This window comes from Aeromonas sp. AE23HZ002T15 (genome assembly GCF_054165525.2).
Map to the genome: position 1 here is coordinate 3,532,237 of NZ_CM201342.1, position 18,940 is coordinate 3,551,176.

Annotated in this window: 17 protein-coding genes and 3 tRNA genes; 10 read left to right on the forward strand and 10 right to left on the reverse strand. The window is 61.3% G+C overall.

Features of this window, described 5'->3' with window-relative positions; all coding sequences use genetic code 11:
• Positions 1 to 184: 184 nt before the first annotated feature.
• Positions 185 to 1,033 carry a patatin-like phospholipase family protein gene (locus ACT5M9_RS16520; RefSeq protein ID WP_457980342.1) on the forward strand — a complete coding sequence of 283 codons (849 nt, stop codon included), beginning with the start codon at positions 185 to 187 and terminating at the stop codon, positions 1,031 to 1,033.
• A 30-nt stretch (positions 1,034 to 1,063) separates the two neighbouring features.
• Here the strand turns inward: ACT5M9_RS16520 and ACT5M9_RS16525 are convergent, their stop codons facing one another.
• The 5 genes from ACT5M9_RS16525 to ACT5M9_RS16545 form a co-directional block, all read right to left on the reverse strand.
• A complete protein-coding gene (locus tag ACT5M9_RS16525; RefSeq protein ID WP_457980340.1) occupies positions 1,064 to 1,351 on the reverse strand; it encodes a hypothetical protein in 288 nt (95 codons plus the stop codon).
• A 147-nt stretch (positions 1,352 to 1,498) separates the two neighbouring features.
• A tRNA-Tyr gene (locus tag ACT5M9_RS16530) sits at positions 1,499 to 1,583 on the reverse strand.
• 38 nt (positions 1,584 to 1,621) lie between these two features.
• Positions 1,622 to 1,706 (reverse strand) — tRNA-Tyr (locus tag ACT5M9_RS16535).
• Positions 1,707 to 1,738: 32 nt separating this feature from the next.
• A tRNA-Tyr gene (locus ACT5M9_RS16540) sits at positions 1,739 to 1,823 on the reverse strand.
• Between the two features lie 309 nt (positions 1,824 to 2,132).
• Positions 2,133 to 3,221, reverse strand: coding sequence for a ketoacyl-ACP synthase III (locus ACT5M9_RS16545; RefSeq protein ID WP_457980338.1), 1,089 nt, complete (start codon positions 3,219 to 3,221; stop codon positions 2,133 to 2,135).
• A gap of 217 nt (positions 3,222 to 3,438) precedes the next feature.
• Between ACT5M9_RS16545 and ACT5M9_RS16550 the strand changes: the two genes are divergently transcribed.
• The 9 genes from ACT5M9_RS16550 (at position 3,439) to ACT5M9_RS16590 (ending at position 13,763) form a co-directional block, all read left to right on the forward strand.
• Positions 3,439 to 4,383 carry a LysR family transcriptional regulator gene (locus ACT5M9_RS16550; protein ID WP_457980336.1) on the forward strand — a complete coding sequence of 315 codons (945 nt, stop codon included), beginning with the start codon at positions 3,439 to 3,441 and terminating at the stop codon, positions 4,381 to 4,383.
• Positions 4,384 to 4,543: 160 nt separating this feature from the next.
• Positions 4,544 to 5,152 carry a LysE family translocator gene (locus ACT5M9_RS16555; protein WP_457980335.1) on the forward strand — a complete coding sequence of 203 codons (609 nt, stop codon included), beginning with the start codon at positions 4,544 to 4,546 and terminating at the stop codon, positions 5,150 to 5,152.
• 165 nt (positions 5,153 to 5,317) lie between these two features.
• Positions 5,318 to 7,192: a peptidase U32 family protein gene (locus tag ACT5M9_RS16560; RefSeq protein ID WP_457980625.1), complete on the forward strand. Its 1,875-nt coding sequence runs from the start codon at positions 5,318 to 5,320 to the stop codon at positions 7,190 to 7,192.
• A 502-nt stretch (positions 7,193 to 7,694) separates the two neighbouring features.
• Positions 7,695 to 9,932 (forward strand): di-heme-cytochrome C peroxidase, encoded by a 2,238-nt coding sequence (locus ACT5M9_RS16565; protein WP_457980333.1) that lies wholly within the window; start codon positions 7,695 to 7,697, stop codon positions 9,930 to 9,932.
• Positions 9,933 to 9,943: 11 nt separating this feature from the next.
• Entirely contained in the window at positions 9,944 to 11,311 is a 1,368-nt protein-coding gene (locus tag ACT5M9_RS16570; RefSeq protein WP_457980331.1) for a cytochrome P450, read from the forward strand.
• Between the two features lie 146 nt (positions 11,312 to 11,457).
• Positions 11,458 to 12,267, forward strand: coding sequence for an alpha/beta fold hydrolase (locus ACT5M9_RS16575; protein ID WP_457980329.1), 810 nt, complete (start codon positions 11,458 to 11,460; stop codon positions 12,265 to 12,267).
• Between the two features lie 81 nt (positions 12,268 to 12,348).
• Positions 12,349 to 12,678 (forward strand): DHCW motif cupin fold protein, encoded by a 330-nt coding sequence (locus tag ACT5M9_RS16580; RefSeq protein WP_457980327.1) that lies wholly within the window; start codon positions 12,349 to 12,351, stop codon positions 12,676 to 12,678.
• Positions 12,679 to 12,716: 38 nt separating this feature from the next.
• The gene (locus ACT5M9_RS16585) at positions 12,717 to 12,965 is read left to right on the forward strand and encodes a DUF1272 domain-containing protein (RefSeq protein ID WP_457980325.1); all 249 of its coding nucleotides are present in this window, start codon (positions 12,717 to 12,719) and stop codon (positions 12,963 to 12,965) included.
• Positions 12,966 to 13,097: 132 nt separating this feature from the next.
• Positions 13,098 to 13,763, forward strand: a complete 666-nt coding sequence (locus ACT5M9_RS16590; RefSeq protein ID WP_457980323.1) for a class I SAM-dependent methyltransferase — start codon at positions 13,098 to 13,100, stop codon at positions 13,761 to 13,763.
• A gap of 80 nt (positions 13,764 to 13,843) precedes the next feature.
• On the opposite strand, the gene ACT5M9_RS16595 is transcribed toward ACT5M9_RS16590, so the two are convergent.
• The 5 genes from ACT5M9_RS16595 to ACT5M9_RS16615 form a co-directional block, all read right to left on the reverse strand.
• On the reverse strand, positions 13,844 to 14,263 hold the full coding sequence (locus tag ACT5M9_RS16595; RefSeq protein ID WP_457980321.1) for a cupin domain-containing protein: 420 nt from the start codon (positions 14,261 to 14,263) through the stop codon (positions 13,844 to 13,846).
• A gap of 201 nt (positions 14,264 to 14,464) precedes the next feature.
• On the reverse strand, positions 14,465 to 14,839 hold the full coding sequence (locus ACT5M9_RS16600) for a cupin domain-containing protein (protein ID WP_438550341.1): 375 nt from the start codon (positions 14,837 to 14,839) through the stop codon (positions 14,465 to 14,467).
• A 387-nt stretch (positions 14,840 to 15,226) separates the two neighbouring features.
• Positions 15,227 to 15,703 (reverse strand): methylated-DNA--[protein]-cysteine S-methyltransferase, encoded by a 477-nt coding sequence (locus ACT5M9_RS16605; RefSeq protein ID WP_457980319.1) that lies wholly within the window; start codon positions 15,701 to 15,703, stop codon positions 15,227 to 15,229.
• Entirely contained in the window at positions 15,700 to 17,208 is a 1,509-nt protein-coding gene (locus ACT5M9_RS16610) for an AlkA N-terminal domain-containing protein (RefSeq protein WP_457980317.1), read from the reverse strand. Before ACT5M9_RS16610 ends, ACT5M9_RS16605 begins: the two co-directional genes overlap by 4 nt.
• Positions 17,209 to 17,394: 186 nt before the next feature.
• On the reverse strand, positions 17,395 to 18,873 hold the full coding sequence (locus ACT5M9_RS16615; RefSeq protein ID WP_457980315.1) for a carboxypeptidase M32: 1,479 nt from the start codon (positions 18,871 to 18,873) through the stop codon (positions 17,395 to 17,397).
• Positions 18,874 to 18,940: the final 67 nt, after the last annotated feature.

Below are 18,940 nucleotides of genomic sequence, written 5' to 3' on the forward strand. Positions count from 1 at the left end.
AGCATCAAGATGTTATGCCTCAGTAGGGTCACTTGAGGCGCGGCCATTATAGAGATCCAGCCCGGAGACAGGGCTCTGAATGAGCCAAAGTGTGCCTTCATTCACAAAGTGGCTGATTTCTTGGTTCTGAATGGGACAGAATGGTCCGGGTTCATGGTGTTTGAGCGGCAGAGGGAGGGAAGCGATGAGTCGGCAGCAAACGGCCCTGGTGGTCGAGGGGGGCGCCATGCGCGGTATCTTCGCCGCCGGGGTGCTGGATGCCTTCCTGGCGAAGGGCGGGGCAAGCTTCGATCACTGCGTCGGGGTCTCGGCGGGGGCGGTCAACCTGGCGGCCTATCTGGCGGGCCAGCAGGGGCGCAATCACAGAGTCATCACGGATTATTCCTGTCGCCCCGAGTTCATCAGCCTGGCCAAGTTCCTGCGGGGCGGCCACTGGCTGGATCTCGACTGGTTGTGGGAGACCACCATCCGCGAGATCAGGCTGGATCTGGCCCACTTTGCCGAGAGCGCAGTGCCCCTGACCGTGGTCACCACCCGGGTATCGGACGGTCAGGCCGCCTACCTCGAGGCCAGCGCGGATGAGCTGGAGCAGCAGATCAAGGCCTCCTGCTCGGTGCCGCTCGCCTATCGGGACTTCGTGCGTATCGGGGGGGAGGCCATGACGGACGGCGGGGTGGCGGACTCCATCCCGGTACGCCACGCCTACGAGCAGGGGGCCCGGGACATCACAGTGGTGCTCTCCCGGCCGCTGGGTTATCGCAAGAGTGCGCCTCGCCTGCCGGCCCTGCACCGCTATCTGCTGCGCCAGACCCCGGCCCTGGCGGAGGCGAGCCTCAGGCGCCATCAGAGCTACAACGATGCCATCGACTTCATCCGGGAGCCGCCAGGAGATTGCCGGGTGCGGGTCATAGTACCGCCCGCGGGTTTTCGGGTCGGCCGCACGACCACGGACAAGGACAGGCTGGAGCAGGGTTATCAGATGGGCTGGCAGGCGGGGTTGGCCTATCTGGCCGAGAACGGATCTATTGGGTAGAAACGCCGGGCCCTGATGGTACTGGCGGCCCTAGTTGGCCGCCTGGGGGAGGGCATTGTTCAGCGGATGCATGCTGTTATCAGGGACAGGCACCATATGGATGGCCTGGCCGAGCCAGCCCCAATCTAGCGGCGGATTGCCGGCCTTGAAACGCTGATAGGCTTGCCCCTGTCGAACGGTCAAAAACAGGGTGGCGGGCAGGCCGAGGCGGTTGAGATAGCGTACCATGACCTCTCCCTGATAGGTGGAGAGGCGTTGCTGCAGCTGGAGCAGGCTCAATCCATGCTCCTGTCCCGTTTCATCCCAGATTGCAAACATGCGAAGCGGCTCCTTGCCATGAATGCCCTACTGTTTAGAAAATAATCGCATATGGCAATTGTCAGATCTGACAGTGCCATATGACAGCGACTGATAGTGCGGGAGCAGAAAAGCGAAAACCCGGCCTGAGCCGGGTTTTCTGAAGGATGGTGGAGGGAGAAGGATTCGAACCTTCGAAGGCAGAGCCGTCAGATTTACAGTCTGATCCCTTTGGCCGCTCGGGAACCCCTCCACGGGGTATTGCTATTTTTTGGCCTGCTATCAGGAAGATGGTGGAGGGAGAAGGATTCGAACCTTCGAAGGCAGAGCCGTCAGATTTACAGTCTGATCCCTTTGGCCGCTCGGGAACCCCTCCACGGGGTATTTTCCTGATTGTTCGCACTTGAATGGTGGAGGGAGAAGGATTCGAACCTTCGAAGGCAGAGCCGTCAGATTTACAGTCTGATCCCTTTGGCCGCTCGGGAACCCCTCCCCAAGTGCGAGGCCGCATACTATCAGATCCCGCCCTGTTGTGAACCCCCAAGGCTCATTCTGACGAGAAAAAAGTACTGTTTGCTCATTTTTTGATATCTCTCGCTCAAAATTCACGCTTTTCAAGGGCTTTTATATCCCTGGTGAGAGCCTTCATTTCTCCTGGGCGATGGAAGCCGGTCAAGGGGGGGGAAGCAAGCGCAGAGCCGGGGGCGTGACATAAGAAGGTAGTAGGGGGGCGGATCCGGGATCAGAGCGCACAAACGACGAAGGAGCCCTGAGGCTCCTTCGTGCTGGGACCTGACTGGACTCAGGCTTCCCGGGCCCGGGCCTGCTGGCAGCCCTCGACCGCCTGGGCGATGAGCTCAAGGGCGCTCTGCTCGCAGGGAGGCAGCTCCTCGTCGCACCGGCCGATGGGGGTGACGCGATCCCCCCACTTGATGAGGGCGGCGCCCCAGGTCAGGCCGGCCCCGAAGGCGGCGCTCAGCAGGTAGCTGTTCGGCTTGACCCGGCCCTGTTCCAGCGCCTCGCACAGGGCGATGGGCACGGTGGCGGCGGAGGTGTTGCCGTACTGCTCTATGTTGACCATCACCTTCTCCATGGGGGCGTCCATGCGCTTGGCCAGGGTCTCGATGATGCGCACGTTCGCCTGGTGCGGGACGATGAGATCCACCTGCTCCGGGGTTATGCCAGCCTGGGCCAGCACGGCCCCAGTGGCTTCTCCCATGCCGCGCACGGCGCGCTTGAAGATCTCCTGCCCCTCGAAGTTGAAGGTGAACAGGCCGTCGATGTCGGCAAAGCGAACCCGATCGGTGCCGAAGTTTGGCACGTGCAGGATCTCGCGTGCCTCGCCGTCGCAGCCGATTTTGTTGGCGATGAGGCCGGATTCCACTTCGCTCGCCTCGATCACCACGGCCCCGGCGCCGTCACCGAACAGCACGGCGGTGTCGCGCTTGGCCCAGTCCAGCAACTGGGTGAGGCGCTCGGCGCCTATCACCAGCACCTTGCTCATCATGCCGGTCTGTACCAGGGAGGTGGCTACCGAGAGGGCATAGACGAAGCCGGTACAGGCGGCGTTGAGATCGAACACCGCCGCCTTGTGGGCACCGAGGGCCTGCTGTACGGCGGAGGCGCCGTTCGGGATCAGGGTGCCCGGGGTGGCGGTGGCGAGTATGATGCCGTCGAGATCGATACCATCGAGCCCGGCGCAGGCGAGGGCGCGGCGGCCCGCCAGGGTGGCGAGGGCCTGGGTGCTGACGTGGGAGACCCGGCGCGCCTTGATGCCGGTGCGGGGATAGATCCACTCATCCGAGGTGTCCATGATGGTGCTGAGCGCGTCGTTGGTCAGCACTGAGGGAGGCAGGCATTTGCCCCAGCCGGTGATATTGGCGTATTTCATCTTGTGGTCGCTTGTCGTGGAGGGCCCGCAGGCGGAGATGACGAAATTATGCCGCACGGGCCGAACAGTGTCATCTGGCTGTCATCCTGCGGTGTTCGGTGTCGTGGGATGAGACGGGCAAGAGGATGATTTTTCTTAAATTATCCGCCAGCCTTGCCGTAAGATGGCATTTTCGGCCCAAGGCTCCAGGCCCGCGCCCTGCTTCGAGGTGATCCCAGTGCACAAAGCGAATCTCAACCTGCTGCCCACTCTCAAGGTGTTGCTGGAGACCCGCAACATCAGCCGGGCGGCGGAGCTGCTGCACCTGAGCCAGCCCTCCATCAGCAAGCAGCTGACCCAGCTGCGCGCCGAATTTGGCGATGAGCTGCTGGTGCGCGAAGGCCAGCGCTGGCTGCTGACTCCGCGGGCGGAGGGGCTGGCGGCGGCCCTTGCGGATTCCCTCGGTGCGCTGGACCGACTCTACGAGGCCCCCCGCTTCGAACCCGGGCAGTGCGAGCGGGTGTTCCGCCTCGCGTCATCGGACTACGTGGCCCAGCACATCCTGCCGGATATCTGCGCGGCCCTGGCCAGAGCCGCGCCGCTGGCCTCCCTCGAATACAGCCTCTGGGACAAGCGCCAGTTGCCGCAGCTGTGGCAATCCGAGCTGGATCTGGTCTCCACCATCACGGATCTGGTGCCGGATCAGATCCGGGGCCTGCATCAGGGGGAGGATCGGCTGGTGATGCTGATGGGGCGCCAGCATCCACTCTCGGGCACGGCGCCGACCCTGGATGACTACCTCGCCTGGCCCCACCTGCAGGTGAGCGGGGGCGGTGACAAGGACAGCCCGGTGGAGCGGGTGCTATCCCCCCAGGGGCTGGCCCGGCGCTGGTTTGCCCGGGTGCCCTTCTTCCAGGCGGCGGTGGAGGTGTTGCTGCGCACCGACTGCCTGATGACCACCCCGGCCCACATCGCCTGGCAGCTCGCCCGGGAGCACGGGCTGAGCTTCTGCGATCTCCCCTTCGCCACCCGCCCCCAGCAATATCATCTGCTGTGGCACCAGCGCCACCATCAGGATCCGGCCCACCGCTGGTTCCGGGAGCTGGCCTATCCCTTCCTGCGGGATCACCTGCAACACACGGTCGGCGAGAGCCGCAAGACCCTGGGCAGGGGCCGCTTCTGAGCGTGGCAGCGGTTTATCCTTTCCTGTTCACCTGAATGGTGACTCGTGCTGCACCATAGCCATTGGCTATGAGATCTATTCATAACTTTCACTTCTTGCATGATCTCGTCCCCCTTACCCTGAGGGTCGGTATTCATCTTCATTCGAGATAGAGGCAGGTATGGAATTCACGAGTTGGTTGGCGCTGGCGGCGGTCTGTTTCATGGGGGCCATCAGCCCGGGGCCCAGTCTGGCACTGATCATCCGCAATACGGTGCAGGGCGGGCAGGGACACGGGGTGGCGACGGCCCTCGGCCACGGGCTCGGGGTCGGCATCTATGCGCTGATCACGGCCCTCGGCCTCTCGGTGCTGATCACCCAGACCCCAGTGCTGTTTGACATCATTCGCTACGTCGGCGCCGCCTTCCTCGCCTGGCTCGGCATCAAGGCGCTTCTGGCCAAGCCGGCCGGCGGGGCGGTGGAAGAGGAAGCCCACGGCCTGCGCGGCCGCCAGGGGGCCTTTGAGGGCTTTATGGTCGCCTTCCTGAACCCCCAGCTCGCCATCTTCTTCATCGCCCTGTTCAGCCAGTTCGTGCATGCGGACACCGGCTGGCGGGAGGGGGGCATCATGATGCTCACCGCCGGCGGTATAGATGCCGTCTGGTATGTGCTGGTGGCCCTGGTGCTCTCCCGCGGTCCCGTGCTCGCCTGGCTCAAGGCGAAATCCTTCGTCATCGACAAGGTAAGCGGCCTGGTGCTGCTGGGGCTGGCCTTGAAAGTCGTTATCTAAAGGAAGATTTGACTGTCTGCTCCCTTCTCCCCTTGCGGGAGAAGAAGGGGTTGACACCGGGCTGATCCAATCCTGTATCTTGCGGTGATCTTAAGCGGGATCAAGGCAGAGGCTGGTGAGTCTCGCTAGAGTGGCGGCCATTTGCAGCCCTTAGAACCGGACGCCATGCACGATCAGACCCATCATAACCGCCTGGAGCTGCTGGCCCCGGCCAAGAACCTCGCCTATGGCATCGAAGCCATCAACCATGGTGCGGATGCCGTCTACATGGGCGGCCCCGCCTTCGGCGCCCGCAGCGCCGCTGGCAATTCCCTGGGCGACATAGAGGCGCTGGCGCGCCACGCCCACCGTTTCGGCGCCCAGGTGTTCGTTGCCTTCAACACCCTGCTGCACGACCACGAGTTGGAGCAGGCCAGGCGTCTCACCCACCAAATTTACGAGGCAGGCGCCGATGCCCTGATCGTGCAGGACATGGGGCTGCTGGCGCTGGACCTCCCCCCCATAGCACTGCACGCCAGCACCCAGACCGACAACCGCACCCCGGAGAAGGTCAAGTTTCTGCAGGACGCCGGCTTCTCTCAGGTGGTGCTGGCCCGGGAGCTGTCCCTCGAGCAGATCCGCGCCATCAGTGCGCAGACCTCGGTGCAGCTGGAGTTCTTTATCCACGGGGCCCTGTGCGTCTCCTACAGCGGTCAGTGCAACATCAGCCATGCCCGCACCGGCCGCAGCGCGAACCGGGGGGAGTGCGCCCAGCTCTGCCGGTTGCCCTGCACCCTGCAAAAGCCGGACGGCGAGGTGCTGGTGGCAGACAGTCATCTGCTCTCCCTCAAGGACATGGATCAGAGTGCGAATCTGGAGGCGCTGATCGAGGCGGGGATCCGCTCCTTCAAGATTGAGGGGCGCCTCAAGGGGCTGGATTACGTCAAGAACGTCACTGCCTGGTATCGCCAGAAGCTGGACGCCATCCTGGAGCGGCGCCCGGATCTGGTGGCGAGCTCTGCCGGGCGCTGCTCCTATGGCTTCACACCGGATCCGAAGAAGAGCTTCAACCGGGGTTCTACCGACTACTTCCTCCACGGCCGCCAGCCAGACATAGACTCCCCCCGCAGCCCGAAGTACCTGGGGGAGCCCCTCGGCCGGGTCACTCGCGTCAGCAAAGAAGGGATAGAGTTAGACGGGCGTCCGCTGGAGAGCCAGGGGATCACCCTGAACAACGGCGATGGCCTCGGCTTCTTCAAGCCGGGGGGGGAATTGGTGGGAATGCGCCTCAACAGGGTCGAAACAAAAGGGGGGAGTAAGCAGTTGCTCCTCTCCGAGTCCATGCCTGGCCTCAAGGTGGGGGCCGAGATCTACCGCAACCACGATCAGGCCTTCAGCAAGCTGCTGGAAAAACCGAGCAGCGAGCGCCGCATCCGGGTGGATATGCGCCTGTCCGAGTGCGAGCAAGGGGTGAGGCTCGATCTCGTGGACGAGCAGGGCACAGCGGTCAGCGTGACGCTCATTTGCGACAAGCAGATTGCCGATAACCCGGAGCGGGCGCAGCAACAGGCGCGGGATCAGCTCGCCAAGCTCGGCAACACCCTGTTCGTGGCGCGCAAGCTGGAGTTGGCGTTCACCAACCCCCTGTTCCTTGCCGCGTCCATGCTCAACGGCCTGCGCCGGGACGGCATAGCAGCCCTGGAGGCGGCGCGCCTCGCCGCCTACAAGCGTCCCGAGCGGCGCATCCCGTTGCGGGACGTCACCTATCCCCAGCATCGGCTATCCTACCTCGGCAACGTGCTGAACGGGGCCGCCGAGCAGTTCTTCCGCGAGCACGGGGTGGAGCGCATCGCCCCGGCCTACGAGGCAAACCAGGAGGAGGGGGAGGTGGTGCTGATGGTCACCAAGCACTGCATCCGCTACAGCCAGAACCTCTGTCCCAAGGAGGTGCCGGGCCTCAAACCCGAACCGCTGGAGCTCAAGATGGGCAAGGACAGTTTCCGGCTGCGCTTTGACTGCAAACGCTGTGAGATGCAGGTGATGGGCAGCCTGAAACGCTGAGTCGCGGCTCAGGGGGATTGCCCACAAGCAGGGCGGCAGCCAAAGGAGAGCGCCAGCCAGCAGCACCTGGGAGCGCAAGGCATGGCCGATTAAGGCACTGCCGCCGACGCTGCCACTCAGATGAGACCTCAAGCCCCGAGTGACAGTGACACTCGGGGCTTTTTAACAGGGAAACCCTAGGGCATATAACCCCCATCCCCCGTGTCGATGGCTGCACGCGAGCGGCCCATCAAGCCCTGCCTTGAGGGGGGATTGCCTTGCGCCTCCAGTTGCCAGCATCAAACTTGCTATTGCCTAACTTGTCATTAAAGATGAGTTATCAACATGGCGATTCAAATGGAAATTTCTTCCATAGGGGATAGATAGGATGTCATCCCTGCTTGAACAGGCCCGTACGCCACCTAGCCAAGTTGCCATTGCCCACTTCGATACACGACCAGTCAGCTCCCTGCTCTGAGCGGTTGTTGAGTTCGGATGGCCGATATAAACAAGGATGTTAAAAATGACTCAGGATAACCGGGCTTATATCAATTTATTGCGTGAGATAGTTGAAAATTTCAATTATGGAGAAAGTCAGGCTTCGCAGATAAAAGCAAAACTTCGTAAGGCATTGAAATGGGTAATTATTGGTGCGGTTATTTTTTTAGTTGGTTCATTGTTATGGGTGGCCGCGATTAAAACCTATGAGGGGTGGGATGATCAGCCTGATCGTGGTGCCGTTGCGTTGCCGCAAGGCTGGCTCGATGAGAATTATGCGCAGCCACTCTATATAGAACAAGGTTGGGATGCCGCCGACAGCTTGTGGTTTTACAACACCACGCAAGGCTCAGGCCTGATGCCATATGACTTCTTTGTCTCATTGGAGCAGCCGGACACTCAATCGCTCATTACCGATAACGGCTTTATCGATCGCCATCGTTATTTGCCACAGCAGGCCTCTCGCTTTAATCCTGATGCGCTTCCTGTCGGTTTTGTCAAAGACAGTTATCAAGGTCGCGACTATTTTGGATTTACCTGCGCCGCCTGTCATACCAGCCAGCTCAATTATGGCCAGCAAGCTATTCGCATCGATGGCGGCCCCAGCATGGCAGATATGGACCGCTTCCTGCACGATTTGCAGGCAGCCATGCAGGCCACACTGGATGACAACACCAAGCTGCAACGCTTTATTGCACGGGTCCAGGCGCGAAAAAATGACTATGACAAGCCAGACGTGATCCGCCAAGATCTGCAAAAATGGACCTCTGTCATCGCAGTCTATAACACAGTTAACCACGTCAAACCGGCCAGCAGTTATGGCTACGCCAGGTTGGATGCCTTTGGGCGGATCTACAACCGGGTTTTGCAGCATGTGATCAACAGAGAACAGGCCGCGACCATATTGCGTTCAGTGGCGACGCCAGTGGGCCGGCCACTGCTGACCGAGAGTCAGATCACGCTGGTATTGGCAGGCATGAATGACACCATTATGGGGGACGTTCAGTTTTCTCAGGTGTTGGAGCGGTTGCAATCGAAAGAGGCAGGCTACCCCAATCTTGGGATGAAAGAGCTGCTTTATATCCGCGATGCGTTCTTTAATCCGCCAGATGCACCGGTCAGTTACCCCTTCTTGTGGGACATCGCCCAGTCTGACTATGTGCAATGGAACGGGCTCGCCAGCAATGGCGGACTCGGCCCGATAGGTCGCAATGCGGGCGAGGTCATCGGAGTCTTTGGCATTCTGGATTGGCGGGAAAACAACCCCAGCATGTTCAGCCTCGATGCATTGGGGGCCAGGCTCAGCGGCCAAGAGCGTAAGCAAAAGCAGATGACTTTCGACTCCTCCATCGATTTATACAATCTCGGTCGACTGGAGTCGCACCTGAAAAGTCTGAAATCCCCACGTTGGATTGATGCCAGTGCAGCGCTCAAGCAGCAAGGGTTGGATATCAATGAGTGGCAAATCGACGAGAAAAAAGTCAAACAGGGGGCACTGCTGTATCAGCAATATTGCAGTTCCTGCCATGAGCTGACGGACCGCAACAACTGGGATCGCATTGTTGTCGCCCGTATGAGCAGTTTGGACAACATCAATACCGATGGGAAGATGGCGCAGAACAGCGTCAACTATCAGGGATACTCCGGTAATTTTGCCAACACCTACCAAAAGGTTGATGTGGGCACTGTGGTGATCGGTCAAAAAGCCCCAGTGGTGCAGATTTTGACATCGGCAACCACAGGCGTGGTGGCCACTCCGGATCCGGACAAGAACTTCCTGATGCGCTTCCTCGACTGGGTATACACCCTGATCAGTTCATTGACGGAAAATACGATTAAAAGCTCGGTGAAAGTCGGTAATTACAGCCCGGACACCACGGCGCAGCCTTATGCTTCTTTATTGTCTTATAAGGCTCGCTCTCTCAATGGTATCTGGGCTACCGCGCCCTACTTGCACAATGGGTCGGTGCCGACGCTGTACGATCTCTTGTTGCCGGCCAAACGCGCAGGCGATCCGGAAGGGGCAGAGCTGGAATATCGACCGACGACATTCATGGTCGGTAAACGCGAGTTTGATCCGAAAAAGGTGGGCTTCAAATACCAAGGCTATCAGGGCTTCAATTTTGATACCCGTTTACCGGGTAACAGCAACGGGGGGCATGAATATGCATCCGGTCGCACCGCTCAGCCAGATGGTTCGATATTGCCTGCGATGGATAAAGAGCAGCGCAACGCATTGCTTGAATTCCTGAAAACCTTGTAAGGAGAGAGATCATGATGAACACCAATCTGGCAGAGAATGAAAGCAAACGTGACTATCTGGCCGAATATGATGCCGCTGACGAAAAGGATAAATATCCCTTGGTGCAGCAATGGATGAAAACCGAGCCCTTGCCATTTTTTGCTCAGTTGAGGGTTGCACGACCGATCCTGGTGACACCAGAATGCACATTAATTGCTTGCTATAAAGATGTCGTCGACATGCTGTCGATGCCAAAAGTATTTACTGTGGCACTCTATAAATCCAAGATGGGGGTGACTGAGCAAGATGAAGGTTATTTGATGGCTCACGATGATGATGCGCTTCATTATCGGGAGAAATCGATCATGCAGGGGTTTTTAAATCGTGATGACCTGCCCACCATTCGTCAGTTGGTGGGGAAACATTGTCAGCAGATCATTGAAAAAAGTGACGGTAAATTGGAAGTCGTCAATCACTATTGCCGCCAGGTTCCTGCGCTATTGGTACAGGAGTATTTTGGCTTGGACGGAGTCGATACCAGCGCCCTGTTGCGCTGGTCGTTTTGGAATCAGTATGATGCCTTCCACAACCAGCCTTTCGATTTGAATTCAGCAGAGCTGAACCAGACCATTCTGAAAGAGCACAACAAGGTGTCTGCAGAGTTGTCGAAATATATAGCTGAGTTGTTAGTGAGGAAAACAATATCTATTGAACTGGAGAGTCTTAAAAATCGTGCATTTAAATTGTTTTACTATGTGCGCTTAGCCTGGGAGTACCTCCGTCGAGGCAAACCAGACTTGCCCCGTGATGATATGACCAGCCGTATCTTGAAGAGCCACTTTGCCGATGAGGTGAGTTTTGGCTTCACCCGTAAAGGGGTCAATGTCGGTGGTCTGTTGATTGGCTCTATTGAGACTACCTCGCAAGCCGTTTCCCAGACCTTGGAATTTTTTATCAACCAGCCTGAGAAATTAAAACAACTGCGCAGCGCGGCCAGCGAGGAGGACACTTATCTGTTCGATGCAATGGTTTGGGAGGCACTGCGTTTTGTTCCCATATCACCTTATCTGTTCAGGCAGGCATCCATGACCTGTCGGGTTGCCAAAGGTACTTATTATGAAACCGAGATCACGAAAGGCACCAATGTGTTGCTATTGACGCAATCGGCCATGTTTGACAGTTTCGCCCATGACAACCCGAATGAGTTTCAGCCCAACCGGAACTGGTACCATCACTTCAACTTTGGGTTTGGTGCTCACGAATGCCTGGGGAAATATGTCGGTATGGTCATGATCCCCGAAATGATCAAACAGTTGATCAAGCAGCCAAATTTGAGAGCCAATGCACCAATCAACTACAAGGATGGTCCTTTCCCGGAGGAGTATTATCTGAACTGGTAGTTGATTCTGCCAGGTGAGAGGGTTATCCCTTGCACCAAACGGTGGGAGAGGGCATGTTGGGGGCTGCCGATGAGGGCGAGCGGCTGGCGCAGGAAGCGCTGGCAGCCATTCGCCCTCCTATATCATTCCGAGTCAGGATATTCGATATGGAAGTCGAAGAAAGCGCGGTTCTGGGCATCGCGGATAGCTTTGTCAGCGTCCCGGGTGGACGCCTCTTCGTACGCCAATGGCGCCCCGTCCGTGCCGACAAGGCCCCCCTGATCCTGCTGCACGACTCCCTCGGCTCCGTGGCCCAGTGGCGGGACTTTCCCGCTGCCCTGGCAGCCTGCCTCCAGCGCCCCGTTATCGCCTACGATCGCCTCGGTTTCGGTCAATCCTCGCGGCAGCACGAGCCTGCCAAGACGAGCTTTATCGACGACAAGGCCAGTCTCTATCTACCCACCCTCATCAAAGCTCTCGGTCTGAGCCACTACCTGCTGTTTGGCCACAGCGTGGGGGGCGCCATGGCGCTGGTTGAGGCTTCCCAACCCGGCAGCGGTTGCCTTGCTGTGATCAGCGAGTCGGCGCAGGCCTTCGTGGAGGAGCGCACCCTCGACGGGATCCGGGCGGCCAAACGAGGGTTCGAAGACGGGGCGCAGTTCGGGCGATTCACAAGATGGCACGGTGAGCGGGCCCGCTGGGTGCTGGATGCTTGGACTCAGACCTGGCTCAGCCCGGCGTTTCGCCACTGGTCCCTCATACCCCGATTCGCCGATGTCCACTGCTCCGTGCTAGTCATCCACGGCGAGGAGGACGAGTTTGGCTCACCTGCCTTCCCCCAAGCCATTGCCGGCGGGGTGAGCGGGGCGGCGCAGATGGTGCTGTTGCCTGCCTGTGGTCATGTGCCCCACCGGGAGCGGGAGGCCGAGGTGCTGGCCCTGGTGGAGGCGTTTTTAAGCAGGCATCCCATCGACTGACCACGCTTATTCGGGGGCCGGGGTGGCGCCTTTATTCTCTCGACTACTTTCTCGATTATTTTCTAGACAATGGACCTTGCCATGGAAATCACCAACCTGCCGTTTTGCACCACGAACTGGGCCGATATAGTGCCTACCGAGCATAAGGGGGAACGCGGCCTTGCCCGCTGGCACACCCAGCACTTTGGCCCCATGCGGGTGCGGATGGTGGAGTATTCCCCCGGCTATCTGGCGGATCACTGGTGCAGCAAGGGCCATGTCCTGCTGTGTCTCGAGGGGGAGCTGCACACCGAGCTGGAGGATGGCCGTGTCTTCACCCTGACGGCGGGGATGAGCTATCAGGTGGCGGACAACGCCGAGCCCCACCGATCCTTCACCGAGCTGGGCGCCCGCCTCTTCATTGTCGACTGACCCCTAATCCCTTTTTTCATTTGATCGAGAGGTTGCCCATGCTGGAACTCAGACCCAACTGCGAGTGCTGTGACAAGGATCTGCCCGCCGGCAGTGACGAGGCATTGATTTGCTCCTTCGAGTGCACCTTCTGCTGCGATTGCAACGAACGTTATCTGCACCAGATCTGCCCGAACTGCGGCGGCGAATTGGTGAGGCGTCCCCGCCGCCCCGCCGGGAAACTCGCGGCCAATCCCTCTTCCATCAAGCGGGTATTCAACCCGGCGCTGCGGGAGCGGAACAGCTAACCCCTTGCCCGCCCTATGGCCGTGCCCAAGTCCCACTGGCCTATGGGCAGGCATGGCAGTGATCACCCAGATTGGGCTTTACCTTCTCCCGGCTAGAGCCCTTATCACAAGGGTTCAACCAAGGAGCGAGAGATGGCGGAGCGATTCGAAGGGGAGGGGGCGCTGGCCTATGACCAGCGCATTCCCTTGCTGGTGCCGGGTTATGAGCTGCTGCATCAATTGAGCGCGGCCCAGCTGATGACGCGGCTCGGGGAAGAAGCCAAGGTGCTGCTGGTGGGGGTGGGCACGGGTAGCGAGTTGTTGCTGCTCGGCAGGCTCTGCCCGGATTGGCACTTTGTCGCCCAGGACATCTCGGCGGACATGCTGGCCCAGGCGCGTCAGCGGGCCGATGAGGCCGGGATGGGGGAGAGGATTACTTGGCTTCTGGGGGAACTACCCACTGCCTCATTGCACTGCGATGCCGCACTCTGCCTGCTGGTACTGCACTTTCTGGAAGAGGATGCCAAGGCTGCATTGCTTGCCCAAATCTCCTGCCAGCTCAAGGCTGATTCCCCGCTGCTGCTGGCGGATCTCATGGTGGCGGCGGATCCCGGGGAGCGTGCCGTCATGGGCCAACAGGCGCGGCTAGCCGGTCTGCCGACGGCGGCCAGTGAGCGCATGGTGCAGCGGCTCGCCGATGACTTTATCCCCCTAGATGAGGGGCAACTGCAGCGACTGTTGCAAGAGGCGGGGTTCAGCGCGGGGCTGCGCTACTTTCAGGCTCTGGGGTTTCACGGTTGGTTGACGATGCGGCGCTGAGGCGGGAGGGAATGAGGGCGAGGAAGCGCAGGGAAATCGGAATCCGGCGGGCCCCGAGGGCCCCGCCGTCGATCACACGCTTATTTCTCCATCACCACATTCCAGGGGCCGTCCGCCTGGATGAAGAACAGCGCTGGTTCGGCGCCCTCCACCTTGGCCACGTGGGGCACCTTGTCGGTCAAGGCGAAGAAGTCGCCGGGGCCGAGGCGGTGCTCCTTGTCCGCCACCGTCAGGGTGACCGTCCCCGACACCAGGGTCACATAGTGATCCGCGTCGTGGTGATGGTTGGGCGTCACCAGCCCCGCCGGATACCTCAGGAAGAAGCGGCTCGGCCCGCTGGCCATGTCGCCGGACACCGGGGCGGCGGCTATGCCGTTGCCCATCTCCTTCCACTTGAGATCGGCCTGGGTCATCACCTGGGCGCCGGCGGTGGCCCAGGAGGGGGTGCCGACCACCAGCAGTGCCGATAGCGAGAGGACGACTGCATGCATGAATTTCATCTGCTCTCTCCTTTGCGAGTTGAAAAACCTGTTCGATGCACGGCGAGGCCAAGGTGCAGCCCCGCTCCTCAATCATAGAGCCTGGGGCGTGGTGAAACGGCATTGTGGAAGAGGGCAAGGTGGGCGCTGCGGGTCTGTCTGTGCCGGTGGGCGAGTGCCCACCGGCGGTTCGAGTACAACGAATGCGTTGCAGACGACACACTAGGGCTTGGCGTATTGATCGGCGCTCAATACCTCGATGCCGACGAACGGCTGATCCCCCTCGACCCAGGCATCGTGCCCTGGCGGTATGGTGTAGGACTCGCCGGCGTTGATGGTCTTGAGGGTGCCGTCCGTCAGGCGAACCGTGATGGACCCCGAGACGGCGTAACCCACGTGGGAGAGCTGGCATTGGTCCGTCTTGACGACAGGTTTGACGCATTCAGACCAGCGCCAGCCGGGGGCAAAGTTGAACCGACCTATGGTGTAGCCATCGAGTTTGACGACCTCGACCCGGGTCTTGTCCGGGGTGCGGACCTCGTCAGGGGAGCCGTGGGATCTCACCTGGAATTTCGTGACGGAGACTGGAGTGGCCATGTTTCCTCCTCGTTTCAAGCAGATCGCAGCCCATGGCCGCGACCGGATCGCCGGGAAGCAAGCCGTAGGCTCGACAGACTAGCCCGTTGCGCGCGCACGGTGTCATCCCGGTACTCGAAGTATTCGCCCAAACGCTCGTTCTCACCTCGCTTTGATGCCCGTCATGGGCAAGTTTTTACCCCATAGGGTCTCCCCCGATCTGTGGGCCTGGGGCTATCGCGAGAACGCTTGGGTATTCAAAAGGTTATGTTCAGAAGCTCGAAGCTATCTGGCCAGGGCGCTTCCACTGGTGCGGGCGTGGCTGGGGATTGACAGGGCCTGTGGCGAGGGACTTGGCCCCTCGCCGGTGCGGAGCAATGAACTGAGTGGTGGATGATGGCGGGCAGCTCAGACGGCGATCCCCTCGAGGCGCAGCAGCGCTTGCTTGATGGGCAGGCCCCCGGCATAACCGGTCAGGCTGCCGTTCTGGCCGATCACCCGATGGCAGGGGACTATGATCGACAGCGGATTGCGGCCGTTCGCGGCCCCCACCGCGCGGCTCGCACTCGGTTTGCCGATGGCCGTTGCAATCTCGCCGTAACTGCGGGTCTCCCCATAGGGGATGTCGCACAGCGCCTGCCACACGGCGCGTTGAAACGCCGTGCCTTGGGCGGCCAGCGGCAGGGTGAAGCGTTGCCGCTCCCCCGCGAAGTAGGCCCGGAACTCGGTTAGGTATGGGGCTAGCGCCTCCTTGTCTTGCCGCCACTCTGGCCGAGTGGGCAGGGGGCGTAGACCGTCCACGAAGTCCACGTGACGAAGGCCTGTCGCGTCGATGGCCACCAGCAGCGGGCCATGGGCCGTGTCTAGAAAGTCGTAGCGGATCATGATCTTGTCTCCTCGTTGTCCCGTGATATCAGCAGCGCTGGCTGCTCGCTCATGGCATGCCACAGCCAGCTCGCGGCATAGGCGCGCCAGGGTTGCCAGGCGCGGCTCAGGGTCCCCACCTCTTTGACCGGCAGCTTCACGCCGCCCCCGAGCGCCTTTTGCAACACCAGATCGGAGGCGGGGAAGGCGTCCGGATCCTGGCCGGTGCGAAGCCGCCAGTACGCGATCGTCCAGGGGCCTATGCCCGGCAGCGCGAGCAGTTGCTCGTCACTCGCGGTGCTCAGCATGAGTGCACCGCTCGCGAGCGCCCGGGCCAACCCCTGCAGCGTGCGGATGCGGCTGCCGGGCATGCCGATACCATCCAGATCGAGCGTGCACAGCTGAGCAGGGGTCGGCAGCGCGCTGACCCCGAACTGCGCCTGAGTGCGCGCCACCAGCCGCCCCATGATGGTGATGGCGCCCTTGACCGACACCTGCTGACCGACGATGGCGCGCAGCATCACCTCGTACTCGTCCCAGCCCCCGGGCAGACGGACCCCGGGCCAGCGCGCCAGCAGCGGCGCGAGCCGCGGATCCTGGCCGAGCCGCTTGCCAATCTTCGCGATGTCCGCGTCGAGATCCCACATGCGGCGCACCCGATACAGGATGTCCGGCAGCGCCCCCGGCGGGAGGTCGCGCAGCGTCAGCCGCAGCTCGTTGCCCACCCCGGGTTCGATACGGATCCAGCTCTCCTGCTCGCCGACCCGGTGGCGCCGCTCATAGCCCTGCTCGTCGACCCGCTCCAACCCAGGAATGGCGCGCAGCCGGTAGAACGCCAGCATGGCCTGCACATCGAACGGCGGCCGATACGGCAGTTGCAGGGTGAGCGTGGCCCCAGGCTCGGACTGGTTTTGCGAGGGCTGAACCCCTTCTCGCTTGCGCAGCGCGCTCGGGGAGAGGCCATAGGCGTGGCTCCAGGCATCGTTGAAGCGGCGGATGCTCGCAAAGCCCGCCGCGAACGCGACGTCGGTGACGGGCAGGTGCGTCTCCGTCAGCAGCCGTTTCGCGAGCAGCAGGCGGCGCGTCTGCTCCACCTGCTTCGGCGAGGCGCCGAGGTGTTGCTCGAACTGGCGCCTCAGCGTGCGCTCAGTGATGCCCGCCTCGGCGGCGAGCATGCCGAGCGTGCTGTCCGCGAGTTCGCCGCGCTCGATGCGCGAGAGCACCCGGGTGACCATGTCCGGCAGATCTCCCCCCTGCGCCGGCGCCAGCTCGGGCCGGCAGCGCAGACAGGGGCGCAGGCCGTACTGTTCGGCGGCGGCCGCGAAGCGAAAGTAGTGCACGTTGTGCTCGTGGGGTGCGCGCGCCGGGCAGATGGGGCGGCAGTAGATGCCGGTGGAGAGCACGCCGGTGAAGAATCGGCCGTCGAAGCGCGCATCCCGGGCGAGGCGGGCTGCGTGACACTGCTCGCGGGTGAGGCCGGGGATGATCTCGTCCTGTTGGGGCTGGGCTGTGCGCTCTGTACTCATGGCGTATCGACTCTGCTGACTGGGTTCATGTCCTGAGACTAAGCGGGGAGGCGGAGGCTGACTAGCCAAAAACGGACAGGGATAGGAAAAATAATCGGGGGCAGGATCTTGCGGGAAAGTGGGATAAAAAACGGCGCCCTCGGTCGGGGCGCCGTTGTTGCATCTGGGCCGGGGCTATTTCAGATGCTACTTCAGATAACGCTGCTCAAGGTGTTTGCGCAGCCACTGCGGGTTCAGCACCTCGCCGGTCGCGTTGCGAATGAGCGTGTCCGTGTCATGCACGCTGCCCTGGGACCAGATGTGGCGGCCGAGCCACGCGAGGATCTCCGGCAACCGGCCCGCTTCGATCAGGCTGCCCATCTCGCCGAGCTCTCGCTCCAGCGCGAAGCGCAGTTGCGCCGCGTACATGGCGCCGAGCGTGTAGCTAGGGAAGTAGCCAAAAGACCCATCCGTCCAGTGGATGTCCTGCATGCAGCCGTTCTGGTAATTGCCCTTCGTCGACAGGCCGAGCCACTGTTGCATCTTCATGTCCCACAGCTCCGGGATGTCCGCCACCTCAATGCGCCCTTCAATCAGATCGCGCTCCAGCTCATAGCGCAGGATCACGTGGGCGGGATAGGTCACCTCGTCCGCATCGACGCGGATAAGGCCCGGCTCGACACGGTTGTACAGCTTCACGAGGTTCGCGGGAGCGAGTGCCGGTTGATCGCCGAAGTGCGCACGGATGCGCGGCGCGAGCAGCGACAGGAAGGCCGGGGAGTGGCCGAGCTGCATCTCGCAGAACAGGCTCTGGCTCTCGTGAATACCCATGGAGCGCGCCTCGGCCACCGGCTGACCCAGCAGTTGGCGCGGCAGCCCTTGCTCGTAACGGGCATGGCCCGTCTCGTGCACTATGCCCATCAGGCTGGAGACGAACTCGGCCTCGTTGTAGCGCGTGGTGATGCGCACGTCCGTCGGCACGCCGCCGCAGAACGGGTGGCTGCTCACATCGAGCCGGCCGTGGGCGAAATCGAAGCCGAGTACCCCCATCACCTCCTGGCCGAGCGCCTGTTGGGTCGCGATCGGGAAGGGGCCCTGCGGGATCAGCAGGGTGTCGCGCTTCTGCTGCTCGCTCACGCGCTGGATAAGGCCGGGCAACCAGCTCGTCAGATCGCCGAAGATACCGTCCAGCCGCGCGCTCGTCATGCCGGGCTCATACAGTGCCAACATGGCGTCGTAGGGGCGCACGTTCAGTGCCTCGGCACGAAGCTGTGCGACCTCCCGCGACAGCCGTACCACCTCCTTGAGATTCGGGGCGAAGCCGGCCCAGTCGTTCTCCTTGCGCTGGCGGCGCCAGGCGTGCTCGCACTTGCTGCCGGCCAAGGAGAGCGCCTCCACCAGCTCCCCCGGCAGCAGGATCGCATCCTGCCAGTGGCGCTTGATCTCCGCGAGGTTCGCACGCTGGGTGACATCCAGGCTCTCGCCCTCGGCCGCGGCTATCCAGTCGCCGAGCTCGGGGGTGGTGCGTTTCTCGTGGATGAGCACGCCGAGTTCGGCCATGGCCTCGGCCCGCGCCTCGTTGCCCCCTTCCGGCATCATGGCGGCCTGATCCCAGCCGCAGATGGCACTGAGGTGGGAGAGTCGGTGCAGCTGTTGCTGATGTTTTTCAAGCTTTTGATATGACATGGGATTGTCCTTGTTATCGTCCCTGAGATGATGCACCCCGTACCTGGCATGATCGGGGCGTCATGAT

Coding starts and splice junctions, on each gene's coding strand:
- ACT5M9_RS16520 (WP_457980342.1), top strand. CDS start 185: ATGAGTCGGCAGCAAACGGCCCTGGTGGTCGAGGGGGGCGCCATGCGC.
- ACT5M9_RS16525 (WP_457980340.1), bottom strand. CDS start 1,351: ATGTTTGCAATCTGGGATGAAACGGGACAGGAGCATGGATTGAGCCTG.
- ACT5M9_RS16545 (WP_457980338.1), bottom strand. CDS start 3,221: ATGAAATACGCCAATATCACCGGCTGGGGCAAATGCCTGCCTCCCTCA.
- ACT5M9_RS16555 (WP_457980335.1), top strand. CDS start 4,544: ATGGAATTCACGAGTTGGTTGGCGCTGGCGGCGGTCTGTTTCATGGGG.
- ACT5M9_RS16560 (WP_457980625.1), top strand. CDS start 5,318: ATGCACGATCAGACCCATCATAACCGCCTGGAGCTGCTGGCCCCGGCC.
- ACT5M9_RS16565 (WP_457980333.1), top strand. CDS start 7,695: ATGACTCAGGATAACCGGGCTTATATCAATTTATTGCGTGAGATAGTT.
- ACT5M9_RS16570 (WP_457980331.1), top strand. CDS start 9,944: ATGATGAACACCAATCTGGCAGAGAATGAAAGCAAACGTGACTATCTG.
- ACT5M9_RS16575 (WP_457980329.1), top strand. CDS start 11,458: ATGGAAGTCGAAGAAAGCGCGGTTCTGGGCATCGCGGATAGCTTTGTC.
- ACT5M9_RS16580 (WP_457980327.1), top strand. CDS start 12,349: ATGGAAATCACCAACCTGCCGTTTTGCACCACGAACTGGGCCGATATA.
- ACT5M9_RS16585 (WP_457980325.1), top strand. CDS start 12,717: ATGCTGGAACTCAGACCCAACTGCGAGTGCTGTGACAAGGATCTGCCC.
- ACT5M9_RS16590 (WP_457980323.1), top strand. CDS start 13,098: ATGGCGGAGCGATTCGAAGGGGAGGGGGCGCTGGCCTATGACCAGCGC.
- ACT5M9_RS16595 (WP_457980321.1), bottom strand. CDS start 14,263: ATGAAATTCATGCATGCAGTCGTCCTCTCGCTATCGGCACTGCTGGTG.
- ACT5M9_RS16600 (WP_438550341.1), bottom strand. CDS start 14,839: ATGGCCACTCCAGTCTCCGTCACGAAATTCCAGGTGAGATCCCACGGC.
- ACT5M9_RS16605 (WP_457980319.1), bottom strand. CDS start 15,703: ATGATCCGCTACGACTTTCTAGACACGGCCCATGGCCCGCTGCTGGTG.
- ACT5M9_RS16610 (WP_457980317.1), bottom strand. CDS start 17,208: ATGAGTACAGAGCGCACAGCCCAGCCCCAACAGGACGAGATCATCCCC.
- ACT5M9_RS16615 (WP_457980315.1), bottom strand. CDS start 18,873: ATGTCATATCAAAAGCTTGAAAAACATCAGCAACAGCTGCACCGACTC.